Source organism: Priestia sp. YIM B13551 (genome assembly GCF_042787905.1).
Taxonomy (GTDB): Bacteria; Bacillota; Bacilli; order Bacillales; family Bacillaceae_H; genus Priestia.
In genome coordinates, this window is sequence record NZ_JBHZOX010000024.1 from 1 (window position 1) to 15,725 (window position 15,725).

At 37.6% G+C, this 15,725-nt stretch carries 16 protein-coding genes, 1 tRNA gene, 1 other RNA gene and 1 other annotated feature; of the genes, 13 read left to right on the top strand and 5 right to left on the bottom strand.

Annotation, left to right across the window (positions count from 1 at the left end):
* Positions 1–101 precede the first annotated feature (101 nt).
* Positions 102–1,067 (bottom strand): YaaC family protein, encoded by a 966-nt coding sequence (locus tag ACFX4N_RS30535; RefSeq protein ID WP_029325233.1) that lies wholly within the window; start codon positions 1,065–1,067, stop codon positions 102–104.
* A 116-nt stretch (positions 1,068–1,183) separates the two neighbouring features.
* On the opposite strand from ACFX4N_RS30535, the gene guaB reads away from it, so the two are divergent.
* From guaB to ACFX4N_RS30565, 6 genes are all read left to right on the top strand, one after another.
* Positions 1,184–2,650, top strand: a complete 1,467-nt coding sequence (gene guaB, locus ACFX4N_RS30540; protein WP_013054827.1) for an IMP dehydrogenase — start codon at positions 1,184–1,186, stop codon at positions 2,648–2,650.
* A gap of 150 nt (positions 2,651–2,800) precedes the next feature.
* Positions 2,801–4,156, top strand: coding sequence for a serine hydrolase (locus ACFX4N_RS30545; RefSeq protein ID WP_057275119.1), 1,356 nt, complete (start codon positions 2,801–2,803; stop codon positions 4,154–4,156).
* Between the two features lie 190 nt (positions 4,157–4,346).
* Entirely contained in the window at positions 4,347–5,234 is an 888-nt protein-coding gene (gene pdxS / locus ACFX4N_RS30550; protein WP_013054829.1) for a pyridoxal 5'-phosphate synthase lyase subunit PdxS, read from the top strand.
* Between the two features lie 21 nt (positions 5,235–5,255).
* Entirely contained in the window at positions 5,256–5,843 is a 588-nt protein-coding gene (pdxT, locus tag ACFX4N_RS30555) for a pyridoxal 5'-phosphate synthase glutaminase subunit PdxT (RefSeq protein ID WP_013081320.1), read from the top strand.
* A gap of 57 nt (positions 5,844–5,900) precedes the next feature.
* Positions 5,901–6,113, top strand: a binding site (T-box leader).
* Between the two features lie 52 nt (positions 6,114–6,165).
* Positions 6,166–7,443, top strand: a complete 1,278-nt coding sequence (gene serS / locus ACFX4N_RS30560) for a serine--tRNA ligase (RefSeq protein WP_013054831.1) — start codon at positions 6,166–6,168, stop codon at positions 7,441–7,443.
* Between the two features lie 111 nt (positions 7,444–7,554).
* Positions 7,555–7,647 (top strand) — tRNA-Ser (locus ACFX4N_RS30565).
* A 120-nt stretch (positions 7,648–7,767) separates the two neighbouring features.
* On the opposite strand, the gene ACFX4N_RS30570 is transcribed toward ACFX4N_RS30565, so the two are convergent.
* The 4 genes from ACFX4N_RS30570 to ACFX4N_RS30585 all read right to left on the bottom strand — a co-directional run bounded on the left by ACFX4N_RS30570 (position 7,768) and on the right by ACFX4N_RS30585 (position 11,127).
* Positions 7,768–8,448 (bottom strand): deoxynucleoside kinase, encoded by a 681-nt coding sequence (locus ACFX4N_RS30570; RefSeq protein ID WP_013054832.1) that lies wholly within the window; start codon positions 8,446–8,448, stop codon positions 7,768–7,770.
* Positions 8,448–9,083: a deoxynucleoside kinase gene (locus tag ACFX4N_RS30575; RefSeq protein WP_028410386.1), complete on the bottom strand. Its 636-nt coding sequence runs from the start codon at positions 9,081–9,083 to the stop codon at positions 8,448–8,450. Before ACFX4N_RS30575 ends, ACFX4N_RS30570 begins: the two co-directional genes overlap by 1 nt.
* Positions 9,084–9,226: 143 nt before the next feature.
* Entirely contained in the window at positions 9,227–10,528 is a 1,302-nt protein-coding gene (locus ACFX4N_RS30580) for a glycoside hydrolase family 18 protein (protein ID WP_013054834.1), read from the bottom strand.
* Positions 10,529–10,584: 56 nt separating this feature from the next.
* Positions 10,585–11,127 (bottom strand): cysteine hydrolase family protein, encoded by a 543-nt coding sequence (locus tag ACFX4N_RS30585; RefSeq protein WP_029325237.1) that lies wholly within the window; start codon positions 11,125–11,127, stop codon positions 10,585–10,587.
* Positions 11,128–11,206: 79 nt separating this feature from the next.
* Between ACFX4N_RS30585 and tadA the strand changes: the two genes are divergently transcribed.
* The 7 genes from tadA to ACFX4N_RS30620 all read left to right on the top strand — a co-directional run bounded on the left by tadA (position 11,207) and on the right by ACFX4N_RS30620 (position 15,440).
* Positions 11,207–11,677 (top strand): tRNA adenosine(34) deaminase TadA, encoded by a 471-nt coding sequence (gene tadA / locus ACFX4N_RS30590; protein ID WP_013054836.1) that lies wholly within the window; start codon positions 11,207–11,209, stop codon positions 11,675–11,677.
* A 102-nt stretch (positions 11,678–11,779) separates the two neighbouring features.
* An RNA gene (gene ffs / locus ACFX4N_RS30595) (signal recognition particle sRNA large type) lies at positions 11,780–12,044 on the top strand.
* A gap of 130 nt (positions 12,045–12,174) precedes the next feature.
* A complete protein-coding gene (gene dnaX, locus ACFX4N_RS30600; RefSeq protein ID WP_013054837.1) occupies positions 12,175–13,863 on the top strand; it encodes a DNA polymerase III subunit gamma/tau in 1,689 nt (562 codons plus the stop codon).
* 19 nt (positions 13,864–13,882) lie between these two features.
* Positions 13,883–14,203, top strand: coding sequence for a YbaB/EbfC family nucleoid-associated protein (locus ACFX4N_RS30605; protein WP_013081327.1), 321 nt, complete (start codon positions 13,883–13,885; stop codon positions 14,201–14,203).
* 15 nt (positions 14,204–14,218) lie between these two features.
* Positions 14,219–14,815, top strand: a complete 597-nt coding sequence (recR, locus tag ACFX4N_RS30610; RefSeq protein ID WP_057275120.1) for a recombination mediator RecR — start codon at positions 14,219–14,221, stop codon at positions 14,813–14,815.
* A 14-nt stretch (positions 14,816–14,829) separates the two neighbouring features.
* Positions 14,830–15,054, top strand: coding sequence for a YaaL family protein (locus ACFX4N_RS30615; protein ID WP_013054840.1), 225 nt, complete (start codon positions 14,830–14,832; stop codon positions 15,052–15,054).
* 116 nt (positions 15,055–15,170) lie between these two features.
* Complete coding sequence (locus ACFX4N_RS30620) at positions 15,171–15,440, top strand: pro-sigmaK processing inhibitor BofA family protein (protein ID WP_013081328.1); 270 nt, start codon at positions 15,171–15,173, stop codon at positions 15,438–15,440.
* Positions 15,441–15,725: the final 285 nt, after the last annotated feature.

Sequence of the window (15,725 nt, forward strand, 5' to 3'; positions counted from 1 at the left end):
GAACACGGAAGTTAAGCTCTTTAGCGCCAATGGTAGTTGGGACTTTGTCCCTGTGAGAGTAGGACGTTGCCAGGCACTTGAAAAAAGACTAGCTATTTTAGCTAGTCTTTTTTTGTATGTTCATTTAAGTAACAAGAAATTAAGTAAGGAATCTTTTGAGCCGTAACTTCAAGGAACCTCAAGATAAATGGGTAATCTTTCGAAGAGTATGTATGCAATAATTCATACCACCACTCTGTTTCATAACGTGAAATCATACTTAAATTATAAAGTAATAAGTAATGTGCCAACATCTCAGGGAAATATAAGCAGCTATCTTTTTCCAAAGGTGCATGCAGCGTGTTATTTTGGAAATTGTACATAAAAGGTGAACAATTATATAAACAGCTTGAAGGATCAAGAATACATACCTGATCTTCTGACAGAGACAATGATAGGCGGGAACGCTCTTTTAAAAAAGAGTAGAGCCTTTCGTGATTCATATGATAACACCGTGTAACTTGTTCAGGAATAGACAAAGAGGTAGCTGGAAGCGATCCAATAGTTGTTAAATGGGAAAATGACCTAGTACCCAAATTTAAAAATAATGTATCTAATTCCGGTACACACGACAACAGATAATTCATTGTATATTTACTACCTTCCATTTGTTTCACATGAAACAATTCTTCTCCTACTTGTGAAAACAAACCGTTTTTTTGGATCTTAACTTCATCATCTAAAAAATCATAACTTTGTTTTTTTCTTTTTCGTGTTGATACTCCATGTGCTAACACCGCCGTATTTTCTGGATATACTGGGTTTTGCGTTAACAAACAGGCTTTTAACAGCTGTGACATTCCATAAAATAATAAAACTGGTTGAACTGATACAGGAGATTGTGCCGCAACTTGATAATAATTTTTACTGTGTTCCAAATAATAAATAAATGGGTAACTGTTTTTAAAGCTATGTTGCTCTGCATCGCTATAATTCAATTTTTGATAGCGCTTTTTTAAAAAGTCTTGTACAAAAGGAACGGAGAAAAATAAATTGTAGGACGTCCAAACATCATTAAATTTATGCAACTAAATCACCTTTTCTTTTTATTAGAATTATCTGATATCTAGTGAAGTTATTGACAGGTACATATCTGCTTGTTAATCTACTAATAATATTCTGTCGTTTAAAGGAGGATTCTATAATGTGGGAAAGCAAATTTTCTAAAGAAGGCTTAACATTTGATGACGTTTTACTGGTGCCAGCAAAATCTGAGGTACTACCTAAAGACGTTGATATGAGTGTTGAACTAACAAAAACATTAAAATTAAAGGTGCCGTTCATCAGTGCAGGAATGGATACAGTTACAGAAGCTGAAATGGCTATTGCGATGGCTAGACAAGGTGGTTTAGGTATCATTCACAAAAACATGTCGATTGAACAGCAAGCAGAACAAGTTGATAAAGTAAAACGTTCTGAAAGTGGTGTTATCACGGATCCTTTCTTTTTAACTCCTGAAAACCAAGTATTTGCTGCTGAACATTTAATGGGCAAATATCGTATCTCAGGTGTGCCGATTGTCAACAACGAAGAAGAACAAAAACTAGTTGGAATCCTTACAAACCGCGACTTGCGTTTCATCCAAGATTATTCAATGCAAATTGCTGATGTAATGACAAAAGAAGAATTAGTTACTGCTCCAGTAGGAACGACTTTAGAAGAAGCAGAGAAAATTCTACAGCAATACAAAATTGAAAAGTTACCTCTTGTAGATGACAATGGCGTATTAAAAGGTCTTATCACAATTAAAGACATTGAAAAAGTAATTGAGTTTCCAAATGCAGCTAAAGATCAACAAGGTCGATTATTAGTTGGAGCAGCTGTTGGCGTAACAGCTGATTCAAATGTTCGTATCGAAAAATTAGTACAAGCTGGCGTTGATGTTATCGTTATTGATACAGCGCATGGACATTCACAAGGCGTTTTAGATACGGTACGCAGCATTCGCGAGGCATATCCAGAGTTAAATATTATTGCTGGTAACGTAGCAACTGCTGAAGGTACAAAAGCATTAATTGAAGCGGGAGCAAACGTAGTAAAAGTAGGAATTGGACCTGGTTCAATTTGTACAACTCGTGTTGTAGCCGGTGTAGGCGTTCCACAAATTACAGCAGTATATGACTGTGCAACTGAAGCTCGTAAGCACGGTGTAGCTATCATTGCAGATGGCGGTATTAAATACTCTGGAGATATCGTAAAAGCACTTGCAGCTGGTGGACATACAGTAATGCTAGGAAGCCTTCTAGCAGGAACGACCGAAAGCCCTGGAGAAACAGAAATCTACCAAGGTAGACGCTTTAAAGTGTACCGTGGAATGGGCTCTGTAGGAGCCATGGAAAAAGGAAGTAAAGATCGATACTTCCAAGAAGATAATAAAAAATTAGTTCCAGAAGGTATCGAAGGCCGTTTGCCTTACAAAGGACCTGTAGCAGATACTTTATATCAAATGATTGGCGGTTTACGCGCAGGAATGGGTTACTGTGGTTCAGCTAACTTAGAAGCGTTACGTGAACAGGCACAATTCATTCGTATGACTGGAGCAGGTTTAAGAGAAAGCCACCCACATGATGTACAAATCACAAAAGAATCTCCTAACTATTCTATGAGATAATCATGAATGTTTAAAAAACACGTTTCCCTATTAGGGAAACGTGTTTTTTATGTCATTGATCACGAATGTAACAGTACTTCTTTATCTATTTTTTTAAATTTTAGTATGATAAAATTACATTTATGTGAGTTTACGTTTGGAGGGTATAGAGTGAGAAACGCAGTACAGAAACAATTAATTTGTGTCATTGCTGTTATGTTAATGGCCAGCGTATTTTTTGTCTCTACACAAGCATCAGCTGCTCCTAAAACAGATGATATTGGCGTTGAAGCAGATGCAGCGATCTTAGTAGAGGCAAGTACGGGGAAAGTATTATACGGGAAAAATACGGATGCTTTATTAGGTATTGCAAGCATGACAAAAATGATGACGGAATACCTAGTATTAGAATCCATAAAAGATAAGAAATTATCTTGGGATCAACGTGTGCCAGTTAGTAAATATGCAGCTGAAATTTCTCAGGATTATGGATTATCGAATGTACCGTTAATTGAAAACCAAAAATACACGGTGAAAGAATTATATGATGCCATGGCTATTTACTCAGCTAATGGAGCTGCGATTGCTTTAGCTGAAGCTGTCAGCGGTTCCGAAGAAAACTTTATTAAGTTAATGAACGAAACGGCAAAAAGATTAAATATGGGTGAATCAAAATTTGTCAATTCCACAGGTCTTTCTAATTCTTTGCTAAAAGGAATGTATCCAAAAGGAACGAAGGAAGAAGATGAGAACCTTCTATCGGCTCGGGCAGTTGCTACCCTTGCTTATCACTTAATTCATGATTATCCAGAATCTTTGGAAGTAGCTAAAACTCCTTCTAAGATGTTTAGACAAGGGCAACAAGGCGAAACAAAAATGAACAATTGGAATAAGATGCTCCCAGGTTTTTCAGCTGCCTACAGCGGCGTAGACGGTTTAAAAACTGGCCATACAGATTTTGCAGGTCAATGTTTCACTGGGACTGCAGAGCGTAATGGGGTAAGATACATAACAGTTGTAATGAATGCTAAGGAAAACGGCAAGTCTACGGAAGCTGCTCGTTTTTCCCAAACGAAAAAGATATTGGATTATGCTTTTAGTCATTTTCAGTTAAAAGAAGTAGTGCCTGCTAACGGCGAGATTAAAGGGCATGAAACAATTGATGTTGCTAAAGGAAAATCAAAAGAAGCTTCCGTTTCTCCAAAGAATTCGGTAAAGATTATTACCGAAAAAGGTCAAAAAGATCATACTAAAATCAACTTTAAGTTAAACGATAAAGTTATGAACGATCAAAAAGTTGTTGCTCCTATTAAAAAAGGAGAAACAGTTGCTTATGTGAGTGCAACAAACAGCAATCTTAAAGATTTAGGCTATGTAGGAGGTCAAACTACAGATAGCATGACGCCGGTTGTGACAAACGAATCTGTTGAAAAAGCTGGATGGTTCTCTCTCGCTATCCGCAGTATTGGCAACTTCTTCAGCGATATTTGGATGAATGCTGCAAATACAGTGAATAACTGGTTTTAATGATAACTCAAGAGAAAGAAGAGATACTACAAGAGAGTATCTCTTCTTTTTATTTTTAGATTTGTTTGTATATAATCTATAAATTAGATAGGAATTTTCCGAAAAATGCGGTAAAATAGACACTAAGTTTTGAATTTTGTATATACACTAAAAATTATTGTGAAACACTTGATACAGGAGGAAGACAAACATGAATAACATTACAGGTACTGATCGTGTAAAACGAGGAATGGCGGAAATGCAAAAAGGTGGCGTTATCATGGACGTTATCAATGCAGAGCAAGCAAAAATTGCAGAAGCAGCAGGCGCTGTTGCCGTTATGGCATTAGAGCGTGTTCCAGCTGATATCCGTGCAGCAGGCGGCGTGTCTCGTATGGCAGACCCAACAATTGTTGAAGAAGTGATGAATGCTGTGTCCATTCCAGTTATGGCAAAAGCTCGTATTGGCCATATTGTTGAAGCACGCGTGCTAGAAGCGATGGGTGTAGACTACATCGATGAAAGTGAAGTGTTGACTCCAGCTGATGAGGAGTTTCATTTGAATAAAAATACATTTACGGTTCCATTTGTGTGCGGTTGCCGTGATCTTGGCGAAGCATCTCGTCGTATTGCTGAAGGAGCTGCAATGCTTCGTACAAAGGGCGAACCAGGGACAGGAAACATCGTGGAAGCAGTACGTCATATGCGTCAAGTAAACGCTCAAGTACGTAAAGTTGTGGGCATGGACGAAGATGAGTTAATGACAGAAGCTAAACTATTAGGCGCACCTTATGAGTTATTACTGCAAATTAAACGTGAAGGTCGTTTACCAGTTGTAAACTTTGCAGCAGGCGGTGTAGCAACACCAGCAGATGCAGCGTTAATGATGCAGCTTGGAGCAGACGGCGTGTTCGTTGGATCAGGAATCTTCAAATCAGACAACCCTGAAAAGTTTGCACGTGCAATCGTGGAAGCAACAACACATTATCAAGACTATGAACTTATTGCAAACTTGTCAAAAGGGTTAGGAAGTGCAATGAAAGGGATTGAAATTTCATCATTATTACCAGAAAACCGCATGCAAGAGCGTGGATGGTAATTTAAAGGGAGTTTTGACAAAATGGTAAAAGTAGGCGTGTTAGGATTACAAGGTGCCTTTCGCGAGCATGCACAAGCATTAGAAGCAGCAGGCGCTGAAGCCATTATCATAAAAAAAGTTGAACAGCTAAACGAAATAGATGGTTTAATCCTACCGGGCGGCGAAAGCACAGCAATGCGTCGTCTGATCGACAAATATGACTTTATGGAACCTCTTCGCCAGTTTGCACAAGCAGGTAAACCGGTATTTGGTACGTGTGCGGGTTTAATTTTACTCGCAGGACAAGTCGTTGACCGTGAAGAGCCCCATTTAGGTGTTATGGATATTACGGTAGCTCGCAACTCGTTTGGGCGTCAACGGGATAGCTTTGAAGCTGCCCTAAATATTAAAGATATCGGTGAAGATTTTATAGGCGTATTTATCCGTGCTCCGCATATTGTAGAAGTAGGAGAAAACGTTGAAGTTTTAGCAATGCATAACGACCGAATTGTTGCGGCAAGACAAGGTCAATTCTTGGGATGTTCGTTTCATCCAGAATTGACAGATGATGCTCGCATGGCACAGTATTTTGTAGCAATGGTTGAAGAAGCTTCAAAAAAACCTGTATAAATGAATTGCATCTTGTAAAGACTTGTAGTACATTATGATTAATAAAAATGATATTGGTATAAAGCGTTGATAGGAAATAGTAATAAGATTTTTGATTTCAAGAGAGTCGATGGCTGGTGTGAATCGATAATCAATTCTTATGAATCCGTCCTGGAGCAAGCTGTCGAAAAAGTAGTAGGCAGTTTCGGTTCATCCGTTATCTGGTTTAAGAGGAAGGCTTATTTTAGCTTTCAATTAGGGTGGCAACGCGGGTAAACTCTCGTCCCTTTCATGGGGATGAGAGTTTTTATTTTGCCCTTTTATACTAAAGGAGGTACTAAGTATGTTAGATTTAAAATTTTTACGTGCTAATTTTAATGAAGTAAAAGAAAAGCTCAAGTTTCGTGGTGAGGACTTAACGGACTTAGGTCGCTTTGAAGAGTTAGATGCAAAACGCCGTGAGCTAATTGCTCAAACAGAAGAGTTAAAAAGCAAGCGAAATGAAGTATCACAGCAAATTGCACAATTGAAGCGTGAAAAACAAGATGCTGATCATTTAATCGTTGAAATGCGTGAAGTAGGAGATCGCGTAAAGCAATTGGATGAAGAGCTTCGCAGCGTTGAAGAAGAATTAGAACTATTGCTGCTTTCAATTCCTAACGTTCCACATGAAAGTACGCCTGTAGGTGAAACTGAAGATGATAACGTAGAAGTTCGCAAATGGGGAGAAATTAAACAATTTGATTTTGAACCAAAACCGCATTGGGATTTAGGAACAGATTTAAATATTTTAGATTTTGAAAGAGCTTCGAAAGTAACGGGAAGCCGCTTTGTATTTTATAAAGGGTTAGGTGCAAGATTAGAACGTGCTCTTATTAACTTTATGATGGATTTACATATGGATGAGCATGGTTATGAAGAAATCCTTCCTCCATATATGGTGAATCGCACAAGCATGACAGGAACAGGGCAGCTTCCTAAATTTGAAGAAGATGCATTCAAGATTAAAGAAGAAGATTATTTCTTAATTCCTACAGCTGAAGTACCAGTTACAAATTTACATCGTGATGAAATTTTAAGCGGAGATCAGCTTCCAATTGCTTATACAGCGTATAGTGCTTGCTTCCGCTCAGAAGCAGGCTCTGCAGGAAGAGATACACGTGGTCTTATTCGTCAGCATCAGTTTAATAAAGTAGAACTTGTTCGCTTTGTTAAGCCAGAAGATTCTTATGATGAATTAGAAAAATTAACGGGCCATGCTGAAAAGGTTCTTCAACTATTAGGTTTACCTTACCGAGTTCTAAGCATGTGTACAGCTGACTTAGGTTTCACAGCAGCCAAAAAGTATGATATTGAAGTTTGGATTCCAAGTTATGAAACGTATCGTGAAATTTCTTCTTGTTCAAACTTTGAGAGCTTCCAAGCTCGCCGTGCTAATATTCGCTTCCGCCGTGATACAAAAGCAAAACCAGAGCATGTTCATACACTAAACGGTTCTGGCTTAGCAATTGGCCGTACGGTAGCTGCAATTTTAGAAAACTACCAGCAGGAAGATGGATCAATTCAAATTCCAGAAGTGCTGCGTCCATATATGGGAAATAAAGAATTTATTTCTAAATAAAAGTAGAAGATGTTCATTAAGAATTAATTCTTAATGAACATCTTTTTTTAAAAAATCAATAAAAGAGTTGACTTCATTATTTGTATATGATAAATTAATACTTGTCGATACGGAGGAATACCCAAGTCCGGCTGAAGGGATCGGTCTTGAAAACCGACAGGGGTGTTAAAGCCCGCGGGGGTTCGAATCCCTCTTCCTCCGCCATATTTGACTTATAATGCAATTAACATAGCGCGATAAATTGGAGATTGGAAAACCGTTACTTATAAGTAACGGTTTTTTATTTGTTAAAAATGCCGCTTTATCTATTAAAGCGGCATTTTTTTATAGATGACGACGTTTTAGCTTTTCATTATGTTGTAAAAAGCGAGCCACTTTTTCAACAATTGATTCAATTGAATCAGGATCCTTGATAAGGTCGTATTCTCTAATATCTAAACGAAGAATAGGACAAGCCGTAAAGTTATTAATCCAGTCTTCGTATCGGGCGTGCATCTCTTTCCAATAATCAAGAGGCGTTTGTTGTTCCATTGGTCGCCCTCTTTCTTGAATGCGATCTACAATATCTTCGAAGCTGCCTTCCAAATAAATGAGCAGATCCGGATGAGGGAAATATGGAGTCATAACCATTGCATCGAACAAGCTTGTATATGTTTCATAGTCTACTTTAGACATCGTTCCTTTTTCAAAATGCATCTTAGCAAAAATACCGGTATCTTCGTAAATGGATCTGTCTTGGATGAAGCCGCCGCCATACTCGAAAATTTTCTTTTGTTCTTTAAAGCGTTCCGCTAGAAAATATACTTGTAGGTGGAAGCTCCAACGTTCAAAATCCCCATAAAATTTGTCCAGGTAAGGGTTGGAATCTACTTTTTCAAACGATGTGCGAAATTGGAGAGCATCAGCCAATGATTGAGTCATTGTAGATTTCCCAACTCCAACTGTACCCGCTATCGTCAACACAGCATCATTAGGAATGTTGTATTTCGATCGTAAGTTTACCATTACATACTCCTTTTTAACATACTCTCTTGAACCTCTGATAAGATTCTATTTAAGTGTTGTTTATTTTGTACAAAATCTATTTCATCACCGTCATAACGTAAAATGGTTACATCAGGGTTATTTTGTTCAAACGCCGTCATAGCTTTTTCATAATCATCACTTAGCCTCGCAAGGTAGTGAGGATCGATGTTTCGTTCAATTTCTCTTCCGCGCATTTTAATACGCTTTAACAAGGTATCTAAACTGGCATTTAAATAAATAATAATGTTCGGAGCTGGCATATCAGCCGTTAAGATGTGGAAGATTTGTACATATTTTTTATACTGTTCATCTTTTAACGTTTGCTCAGCAAAAATCATGTTTTTCATAATATGATAATCTGCTACAACAGGTTTTTTATAAGATAAGAACCCTTTTTGAATATCCTCCAACTGCTTATATCGATTACATAGAAAAAACATTTCGGTTTGAAAACTCCACTCGTTGATATTTTCATAAAATTTCCCGAGAAATGGATTTTCATCTACGATTTCTTTTAAAATTTCGAATTGAAATGCTTGTGCAATCTCTTTAGCTAGAGAGGTTTTTCCGACACCGATGGGTCCTTCTACTGAAATAAAAGGTGTGCCTTGCATTCATTTGCCTCCTTCATGACCACTCGTTCAAAAAAAACAGACAAAAAATATTTTAACATAGAGAAGGAGAATAAGGGGAAAAGAAATTTCTTTCAGTAAGAAGAATAACAAAAAGCCTACTGTTAACAGTAAGCTTTCCCTATTTATGGCTGGGTCACTCTTTTTGTAATTTTGAAGTTGTCTTCAATCAAGAGCCAGTTTTGCGGGAAATCTAAGCCTAGTTTCCAGTAAGCCATTCCTCTAAGTTTTAATTCTTTGATTAAATCAAACTTGGCCTGAATAGACCTAGCGTCTTCAAACCATACTTCGTGGGTGCGCTGCTGTTCATCTTTATACCGGAAGAAAGGAGCTTGTGCTTTATTGTCGTATTGAATAGCTACTTTATAGCGAGCTGCCAACTCAATAGCTCGTTGAGGACTAATGGCTTTGGCATATTCTCCTCCTGGTTTGTAAGGAAGTGTCCAATCGTAACCGTATAGGTTTTGGCCCATGATAATTTTTGAACTAGGTATTTCAGATACTGCATATTCTAAAACATCACGTACGGGACCAATAGGAGAGACGGCCATAGGAGGCCCACCGCTATATCCCCATTCGTATGTCATCGGAACAACGAAGTTAGCAATCTCTCCAATGGCTTTATAATCATGTGCTTCATACCATTTGCCTTTTTGATCTCGACTTGTCTTCGGAGCTAAAGCGACAGACATAAGAAGTTGCTCATCTTGAAGACGCTTTTTTGCTTTCTGTAAAAATGCAATATAGGCTTCTTTATCTGCCGGACGCAAAAATTCGAAGTCAAAGTGAATGTCTCTGAAATTTTGTTCTTTCGCTGTCTTTACAATATTATTTAAGAGCGTATCTTGAACGTCTTTATTATTTAAAATTGCTCGGCCGACTTCGTCACTGAATGCGCCGTTTTCAATATTAGCCAATACCATTAAGAAAATGACGTCATTTTCTTTAGCAATAGAACCTAAATTGTTAAGTGGAGGTGCCTTTAGAGAACCGTCTTTTTGCACTTCGAAGTTCGCTGGCCCGAGATAAGTAAGGTATTTTGCATTTTGATTAATCATTTTCTCTGTTTGAGGAGTGATTTTTCGATTGCTTGTTTCAACATACCCTAAAAACTCACCGTTTCTTTTGTTGGGGGAAGGGGGAATTAAGATGCGGCGGCCAGGTGTTAAGGGTGCTGTAACTGAAACATTGTTCGCATTGGCAATAGCCTGATAGCTAACGCCTAATTTTCTTCCTACCTTCCATATAGTGTCCCCAGCTTTTACTGTGTAGTAAGTACCGTTGATTGGAATAACCATAGATTGCCCGATGACGAGTTGATTTGGATTAGGTAATTCATTTGCTCTTATAATTTTCCCTGCGTCAATGCGGAACTGTTTTGCAATACTATATATACTGTCACCTGCTTTAACAGTGTAAATTTGCATAATAAAAAGCCTCCATTTCATATGACTTACTTCCATCATATGAGAAGGCTTTTTACTTAATTCATCAACTCGGTATGTTTGCAAATACGAGCATTTAATACGTTATGCATCATTCTCAAAGCAAAGGTATTGTCTTCATCTGCGTTTGAAGCAATACAATCTTCAGGCACAATTAAGTTATACTCACGCATATAAGCATCGTTGGCTGAAAAAAGCACGCATATATTTCCCGCAATTCCTGTTAAAATAAGTGTATGCACATCGAGCTGTGATAGCAAAATATTTAAAGCTGTCCCATAGAAGATAGAATGCTTTGGTTTAATTAAAAAGTAATCAGCGTTTTGTGGTGAAATGTGATGTAGAATGGGTGAGCTTATCTCATTTGTGCAGTGTGTTAAAATGGTTTCTAAGTTTGCTTGCCATAGCTTATAGTGGTCATTGACATAAATGATAGGGATATGTTGAGACGAGGCATATTGTTTTAATTTGGAAATGTTTTGAGCAATTGTTAAAGATTTTTCAGCAAGTATTTTGCCGTTTTTAAATTGAAAATCGTTTAGCATATCAATAATAATTAAAGCAGTTTTAGCGTTCTTCACATAAGGTCTCTCCTTTTCCTGATGTACATAGTAAATAGTTTGACTCAGAAAAAATATAATATGTAAGGTTGGATAAAAAGTGTTAAATGATGAAAAGTATATGAGGTTGGCAATTGATGAAGCATTAAAAGCCAAAGATAAATTAGAGGTTCCCATTGGAGCAGTTATTGTTCAAAATGACGAGGTAGTTGCTTCAGCTTATAACTTACGAGAAACAGAACAGCGATCAGTTGCTCATGCGGAACTTTTAGCAATTGATGAAGCATGTAAGAAACTAGGAACATGGAGATTAGAAGACGCTACGTTATATGTCACCTTAGAACCATGTCCGATGTGTGCAGGTGCTATTGTATTATCAAGAGTGAAAAGAGTTGTGTTTGGCGCTTATGATCCTAAAGGTGGCTGCGCGGGAACATTGTTAAACTTATTAGAGTTTGAAAAGTTTAATCATCAAGCACAAGTAGTAGGAGGTATGCTAGAAGAAGAATGCGGGAGCCTCTTAACGACCTTTTTTCGTGAGTTGCGTCAACGAAAAAAGGCTGGAAAATAGCGCTAAAAAAGTAAGTTTTCTATAGCGGTTGCATTTTTGAATGAAAAGACGTATACTTGTAAATGCATCAACTTGATGCCCAAACTATTGGTTTCAACTTTGCCGTGCTAAGCGGGGAGGTAGCGGTGCCCTGTACTCGCAATCCGCTCTAGCGAGGCCGAATTCCTTCTTGAGGTTAGCTCATCTTAGGGCCTGCCTTAAGTAAGTGGTGTTGACGTTTGGGTCCTATGCAATGGGAATCTGTGAACCCTGTCAGGTCCGGAAGGAAGCAGCAGTAAGCAGAACCTCTCATGTGCCATGGGGTCGCCTGAACCGAGCTAACTGCTTAAGTAACGCCTGGGGTGGCTAATCGACGGAAGGTGCACGGCAGTTATATACATAAGTTTAGTCTACTCTGTTGGAGTAGGCTTTTTATTTTATCTCTCACTATTTTGAAAAAAAACCTCATAATACGCTATAATGATAACTAATGAATTATATTAAAAGGAGAGGATGTAGTGGCATATCAGGCTCTGTACCGTGTATACCGTCCTCAAAGCTTTAACGACGTAGTCGGTCAACAACATATTATCAAAACACTTCAAAATGCCCTTGTCCAAGAGAAATTTTCGCATGCGTATTTATTTTCTGGACCTCGAGGGACAGGAAAGACAACAGCTGCTAAAATTTTAGCGAAAGCCGTTAACTGTGAAAAAGCACCCATTGCTGAACCCTGTAATGAATGTGCAACTTGTCGGGGAATTACTGATGGTTCCATTTCGGATGTAATTGAAATTGATGCAGCCTCTAATAATGGAGTCGATGAAATTCGAGATATCCGTGATAAAGTAAAATATGCACCTAGTGCTGTTCGATACAAAGTGTACATTATTGATGAAGTTCATATGCTTTCAATTGGAGCTTTTAACGCTTTATTAAAAACGTTAGAAGAACCTCCTGCACATGTTATCTTTATTTTAGCTACAACAGAGCCGCATAAAATTCCATTAACGATTATCTCTAGATGTCAGCGCTTTGATTTCAAACGCATTTCGCCAGAAGATATCGTATATCGAATGAAGGAAGTATTGGGTTCTGAAGAGCTAGAAGTAAGCGAGGATGCTCTTTACGAAATTGCGAAAGCTTCAGAAGGCGGCATGCGTGATGCACTTAGTCTTTTAGACCAAGCCATCTCGTATAGTACGGAGAAGGTGAGCTTAGAGGATGTTCTATCCATAACAGGAGCAGTATCACAGGCTTTTATTGTGAAGATCGTCCAAGCTATCTTTAATGAAAACATCGTAGAAGCGCTAGACTCTGTTGAAAGTTTGATCAAAAACGGAAAAGATCCAGCGAGGTTTGTAGAGGACCTCATCTTCTATTATCGTGATGTTCTGCTTTATCAAGCTTCTGAAGAAAATGCATATTTACTTGAAAAAGCAGCGGTTAACGAAGAGTTTAAAGAACTCAGTTCAAAAATGGATAGTGCCTTTATTTATAAAGTCATTGCTGAATTGAACCAAACTCAGCAAGAGATGAAATGGAGCAATCATCCTCGAGTGCTACTTGAAGTAGCTTTAGTAAAATTAGCTCAAAGTTCTACAAATCAAGAGGATACTCTTCCATATCAAGACATTTTGCAAAAAATGAATCAAATGGAAGCAGAACTGCAGCAGTTAAAAGAAAAAGGTATTCAAGTTGATCATACAGCTCAGGCAGCGCAAACAGAGAAAAAACAGACAAGACAGTCCAGAAGTCAGTACAAAACGCCTGTTGGGAAGGTAAATGAAGTTCTAAAAAATGCCACTCGGCAGAATTTAGAAACGATTAAGCGATCTTGGGCGCAGGTGTTGGACACATTGAAACAACAAAATAAAGCTTCACATGCAGCGTTGTTATCTAACAGTGAACCAGTTGCGTCTTCAGATCAATCATTTATACTTAAATTTAAATATGAAATTCATTGCAAAATGGCTTCTGAAAATAACAACAATGTACGTGATAATTTAGAGAATATCTTATATACTTTAATTGGCAGCAAGCGTGAAATGGTTGCAATTCCAGAAAGCGAATGGGATAAAGTAAGAGAAGAGTTTCTTCAAGGACAGCAAAGTGATGGGTCATCAGGTCAACCACAGGAGGAAGACCCTGTGGTTGCAGAAGCGAAAAAGCTATTTGGAGAAGACTTAATCGAAATTCAAGAGTAAATTTAGGAGGAATGTTCATATGATGAAAGGCATGGGCAATATGCAAAAAATGATGAAACAAATGCAAAAAATGCAAAAAGATATGCAAAAAGCGCAGGAAGAGTTAGCTGAAAAAACTGTTGAAGGTACAGCTGGCGGTGGAATGGTAACAGTTGTGGTTAACGGTCAGAAACAAGTAATTGATGTAAATATTAAAGAGGATGTAGTAGATCCTGAAGATATTGAAATGCTACAAGATTTAGTACTAGCAGCAACAAATGACGCATTAAAACAAATGGACGATTTAACAAATAACACAATGGGTCAATTTACAAAAGGTTTAAATATTCCAGGACTTTAATAAGGTGGTTGCCACGTGCATTATCCAGAACCAATATCAAAGCTTATAGATAGTTTTATGAAGTTACCCGGCATTGGTCCAAAAACAGCTGTTCGCTTAGCGTTCTTTGTTTTATCTATGAAAGAAGATACAGTATTAGATTTTGCAAAAGCATTAGTCAATGCGAAGCGAAATTTAACCTATTGTTCAGTTTGCGGGCATATCACAGATCAAGATCCTTGCTACATTTGTCAAGATCAGCGCAGAGAGCGAAATGTGGTATGTGTCGTGCAAGACCCTAAGGATGTCATTGCAATGGAGAAAATGAAAGAATATAACGGCTTGTATCATGTCCTGCATGGCGCAATTTCACCTATGGAAGGAATAGGGCCTGAAGATATCAAAGTACCAGAGTTATTAAAAAGACTTCAAGATCACGAGATTCAAGAAGTGATTTTAGCTACTAACCCGAATATAGAGGGCGAAGCTACGGCTATGTATATCTCTAGGCTCTTAAAGCCGACAGGAATTAAAATTACTAGAATTGCTCATGGGTTACCCGTTGGAGGAGATCTTGAGTACGCAGATGAAGTAACATTATCTAAAGCCCTAGAAGGTAGAAGAGAAGTATAACGAGGTACTTGCATATGTTTTTTAAAAGAAAAGGTTGGTTACGCAAAGAGTACGATGATGAATTTGTGAAGACTTTTATGCAAGTAAAGCAGGAATGGAGTCACAAAACTTCAATGGTAGAAAGAAGTGTAGATCCTTCAGAAGAGGTAATGGTAGATATTCGATTAGCCAAAATGAAGTATCTTTTTCTATTAAAAGAAGCCAAGCATCGAAATATTTCAATTAACAGGATGTCATAGAGGCATCCTGTTTTGTTGTCTTTATAAAATAAGGATTTCCCTCCGTGAAATAGTGCTTTTTTTGAATGCTTGGACATACATATAAGATAACTTATCTGCTTTAAGAAGGAGGCAACATGCTAAATCATCCCATTGTAGTTGTGTCTTTTTTAATAGGACTAATCATTCTACTCTTAGTAACAGGTGGTGTTGAAAAAATGCTTCGAGTCATTGGAAATTTATCGATTAAGCTTATTATTGGCGTTCTGCTGCTTTTCTTTATTAACATTTTTGGCGTACAGTTTGGTATTCATATCCCTATTAATTTCCCCACAGCCATTGTTTCAGCTATTTTAGGTATTCCAGGAATAGCTGCCTTACTTGTTATTAATAATTTCATATTATAATTTGGAGGAATATCCAAAATAAAAGTTTTCTGGAATCTTTTCGAGAAAACTTTTATTTTTTTTGAAAAAGTTGTTGACCAACAAGTTAACAGATGTTATATTTATATACGTCGCTAAGACAACAACAAAAAAATAACTCGAAAATAACTTAATGAAAAAAGTTGTTGACAAGTTATTCTTGAGGTGGTAAGATAAGAAAGTCGCCTTGAGACAAGAGTTCTTTGAAAACTGAACGAAATAGTAAACGTCAACGTTAATTTTTATTTTTTAAATTGAGCAAGTCAA

Bases quoted from the DNA above. Each gene is read 5' to 3' on its own strand.
- guaB (WP_013054827.1), top strand. From the start codon at position 1,184: ATGTGGGAAAGCAAATTTTCTAAAGAAGGCTTAACATTTGATGACGTT.
- pdxS (WP_013054829.1), top strand. From the start codon at position 4,347: ATGAATAACATTACAGGTACTGATCGTGTAAAACGAGGAATGGCGGAA.
- pdxT (WP_013081320.1), top strand. From the start codon at position 5,256: ATGGTAAAAGTAGGCGTGTTAGGATTACAAGGTGCCTTTCGCGAGCAT.
- serS (WP_013054831.1), top strand. From the start codon at position 6,166: ATGTTAGATTTAAAATTTTTACGTGCTAATTTTAATGAAGTAAAAGAA.
- ACFX4N_RS30570 (WP_013054832.1), bottom strand. From the start codon at position 8,448: ATGGTAAACTTACGATCGAAATACAACATTCCTAATGATGCTGTGTTG.
- ACFX4N_RS30575 (WP_028410386.1), bottom strand. From the start codon at position 9,083: ATGCAAGGCACACCTTTTATTTCAGTAGAAGGACCCATCGGTGTCGGA.
- ACFX4N_RS30580 (WP_013054834.1), bottom strand. From the start codon at position 10,528: ATGCAAATTTACACTGTTAAAGCAGGTGACAGTATATATAGTATTGCA.
- ACFX4N_RS30605 (WP_013081327.1), top strand. From the start codon at position 13,883: ATGATGAAAGGCATGGGCAATATGCAAAAAATGATGAAACAAATGCAA.
- ACFX4N_RS30615 (WP_013054840.1), top strand. From the start codon at position 14,830: ATGTTTTTTAAAAGAAAAGGTTGGTTACGCAAAGAGTACGATGATGAA.
- ACFX4N_RS30620 (WP_013081328.1), top strand. From the start codon at position 15,171: ATGCTAAATCATCCCATTGTAGTTGTGTCTTTTTTAATAGGACTAATC.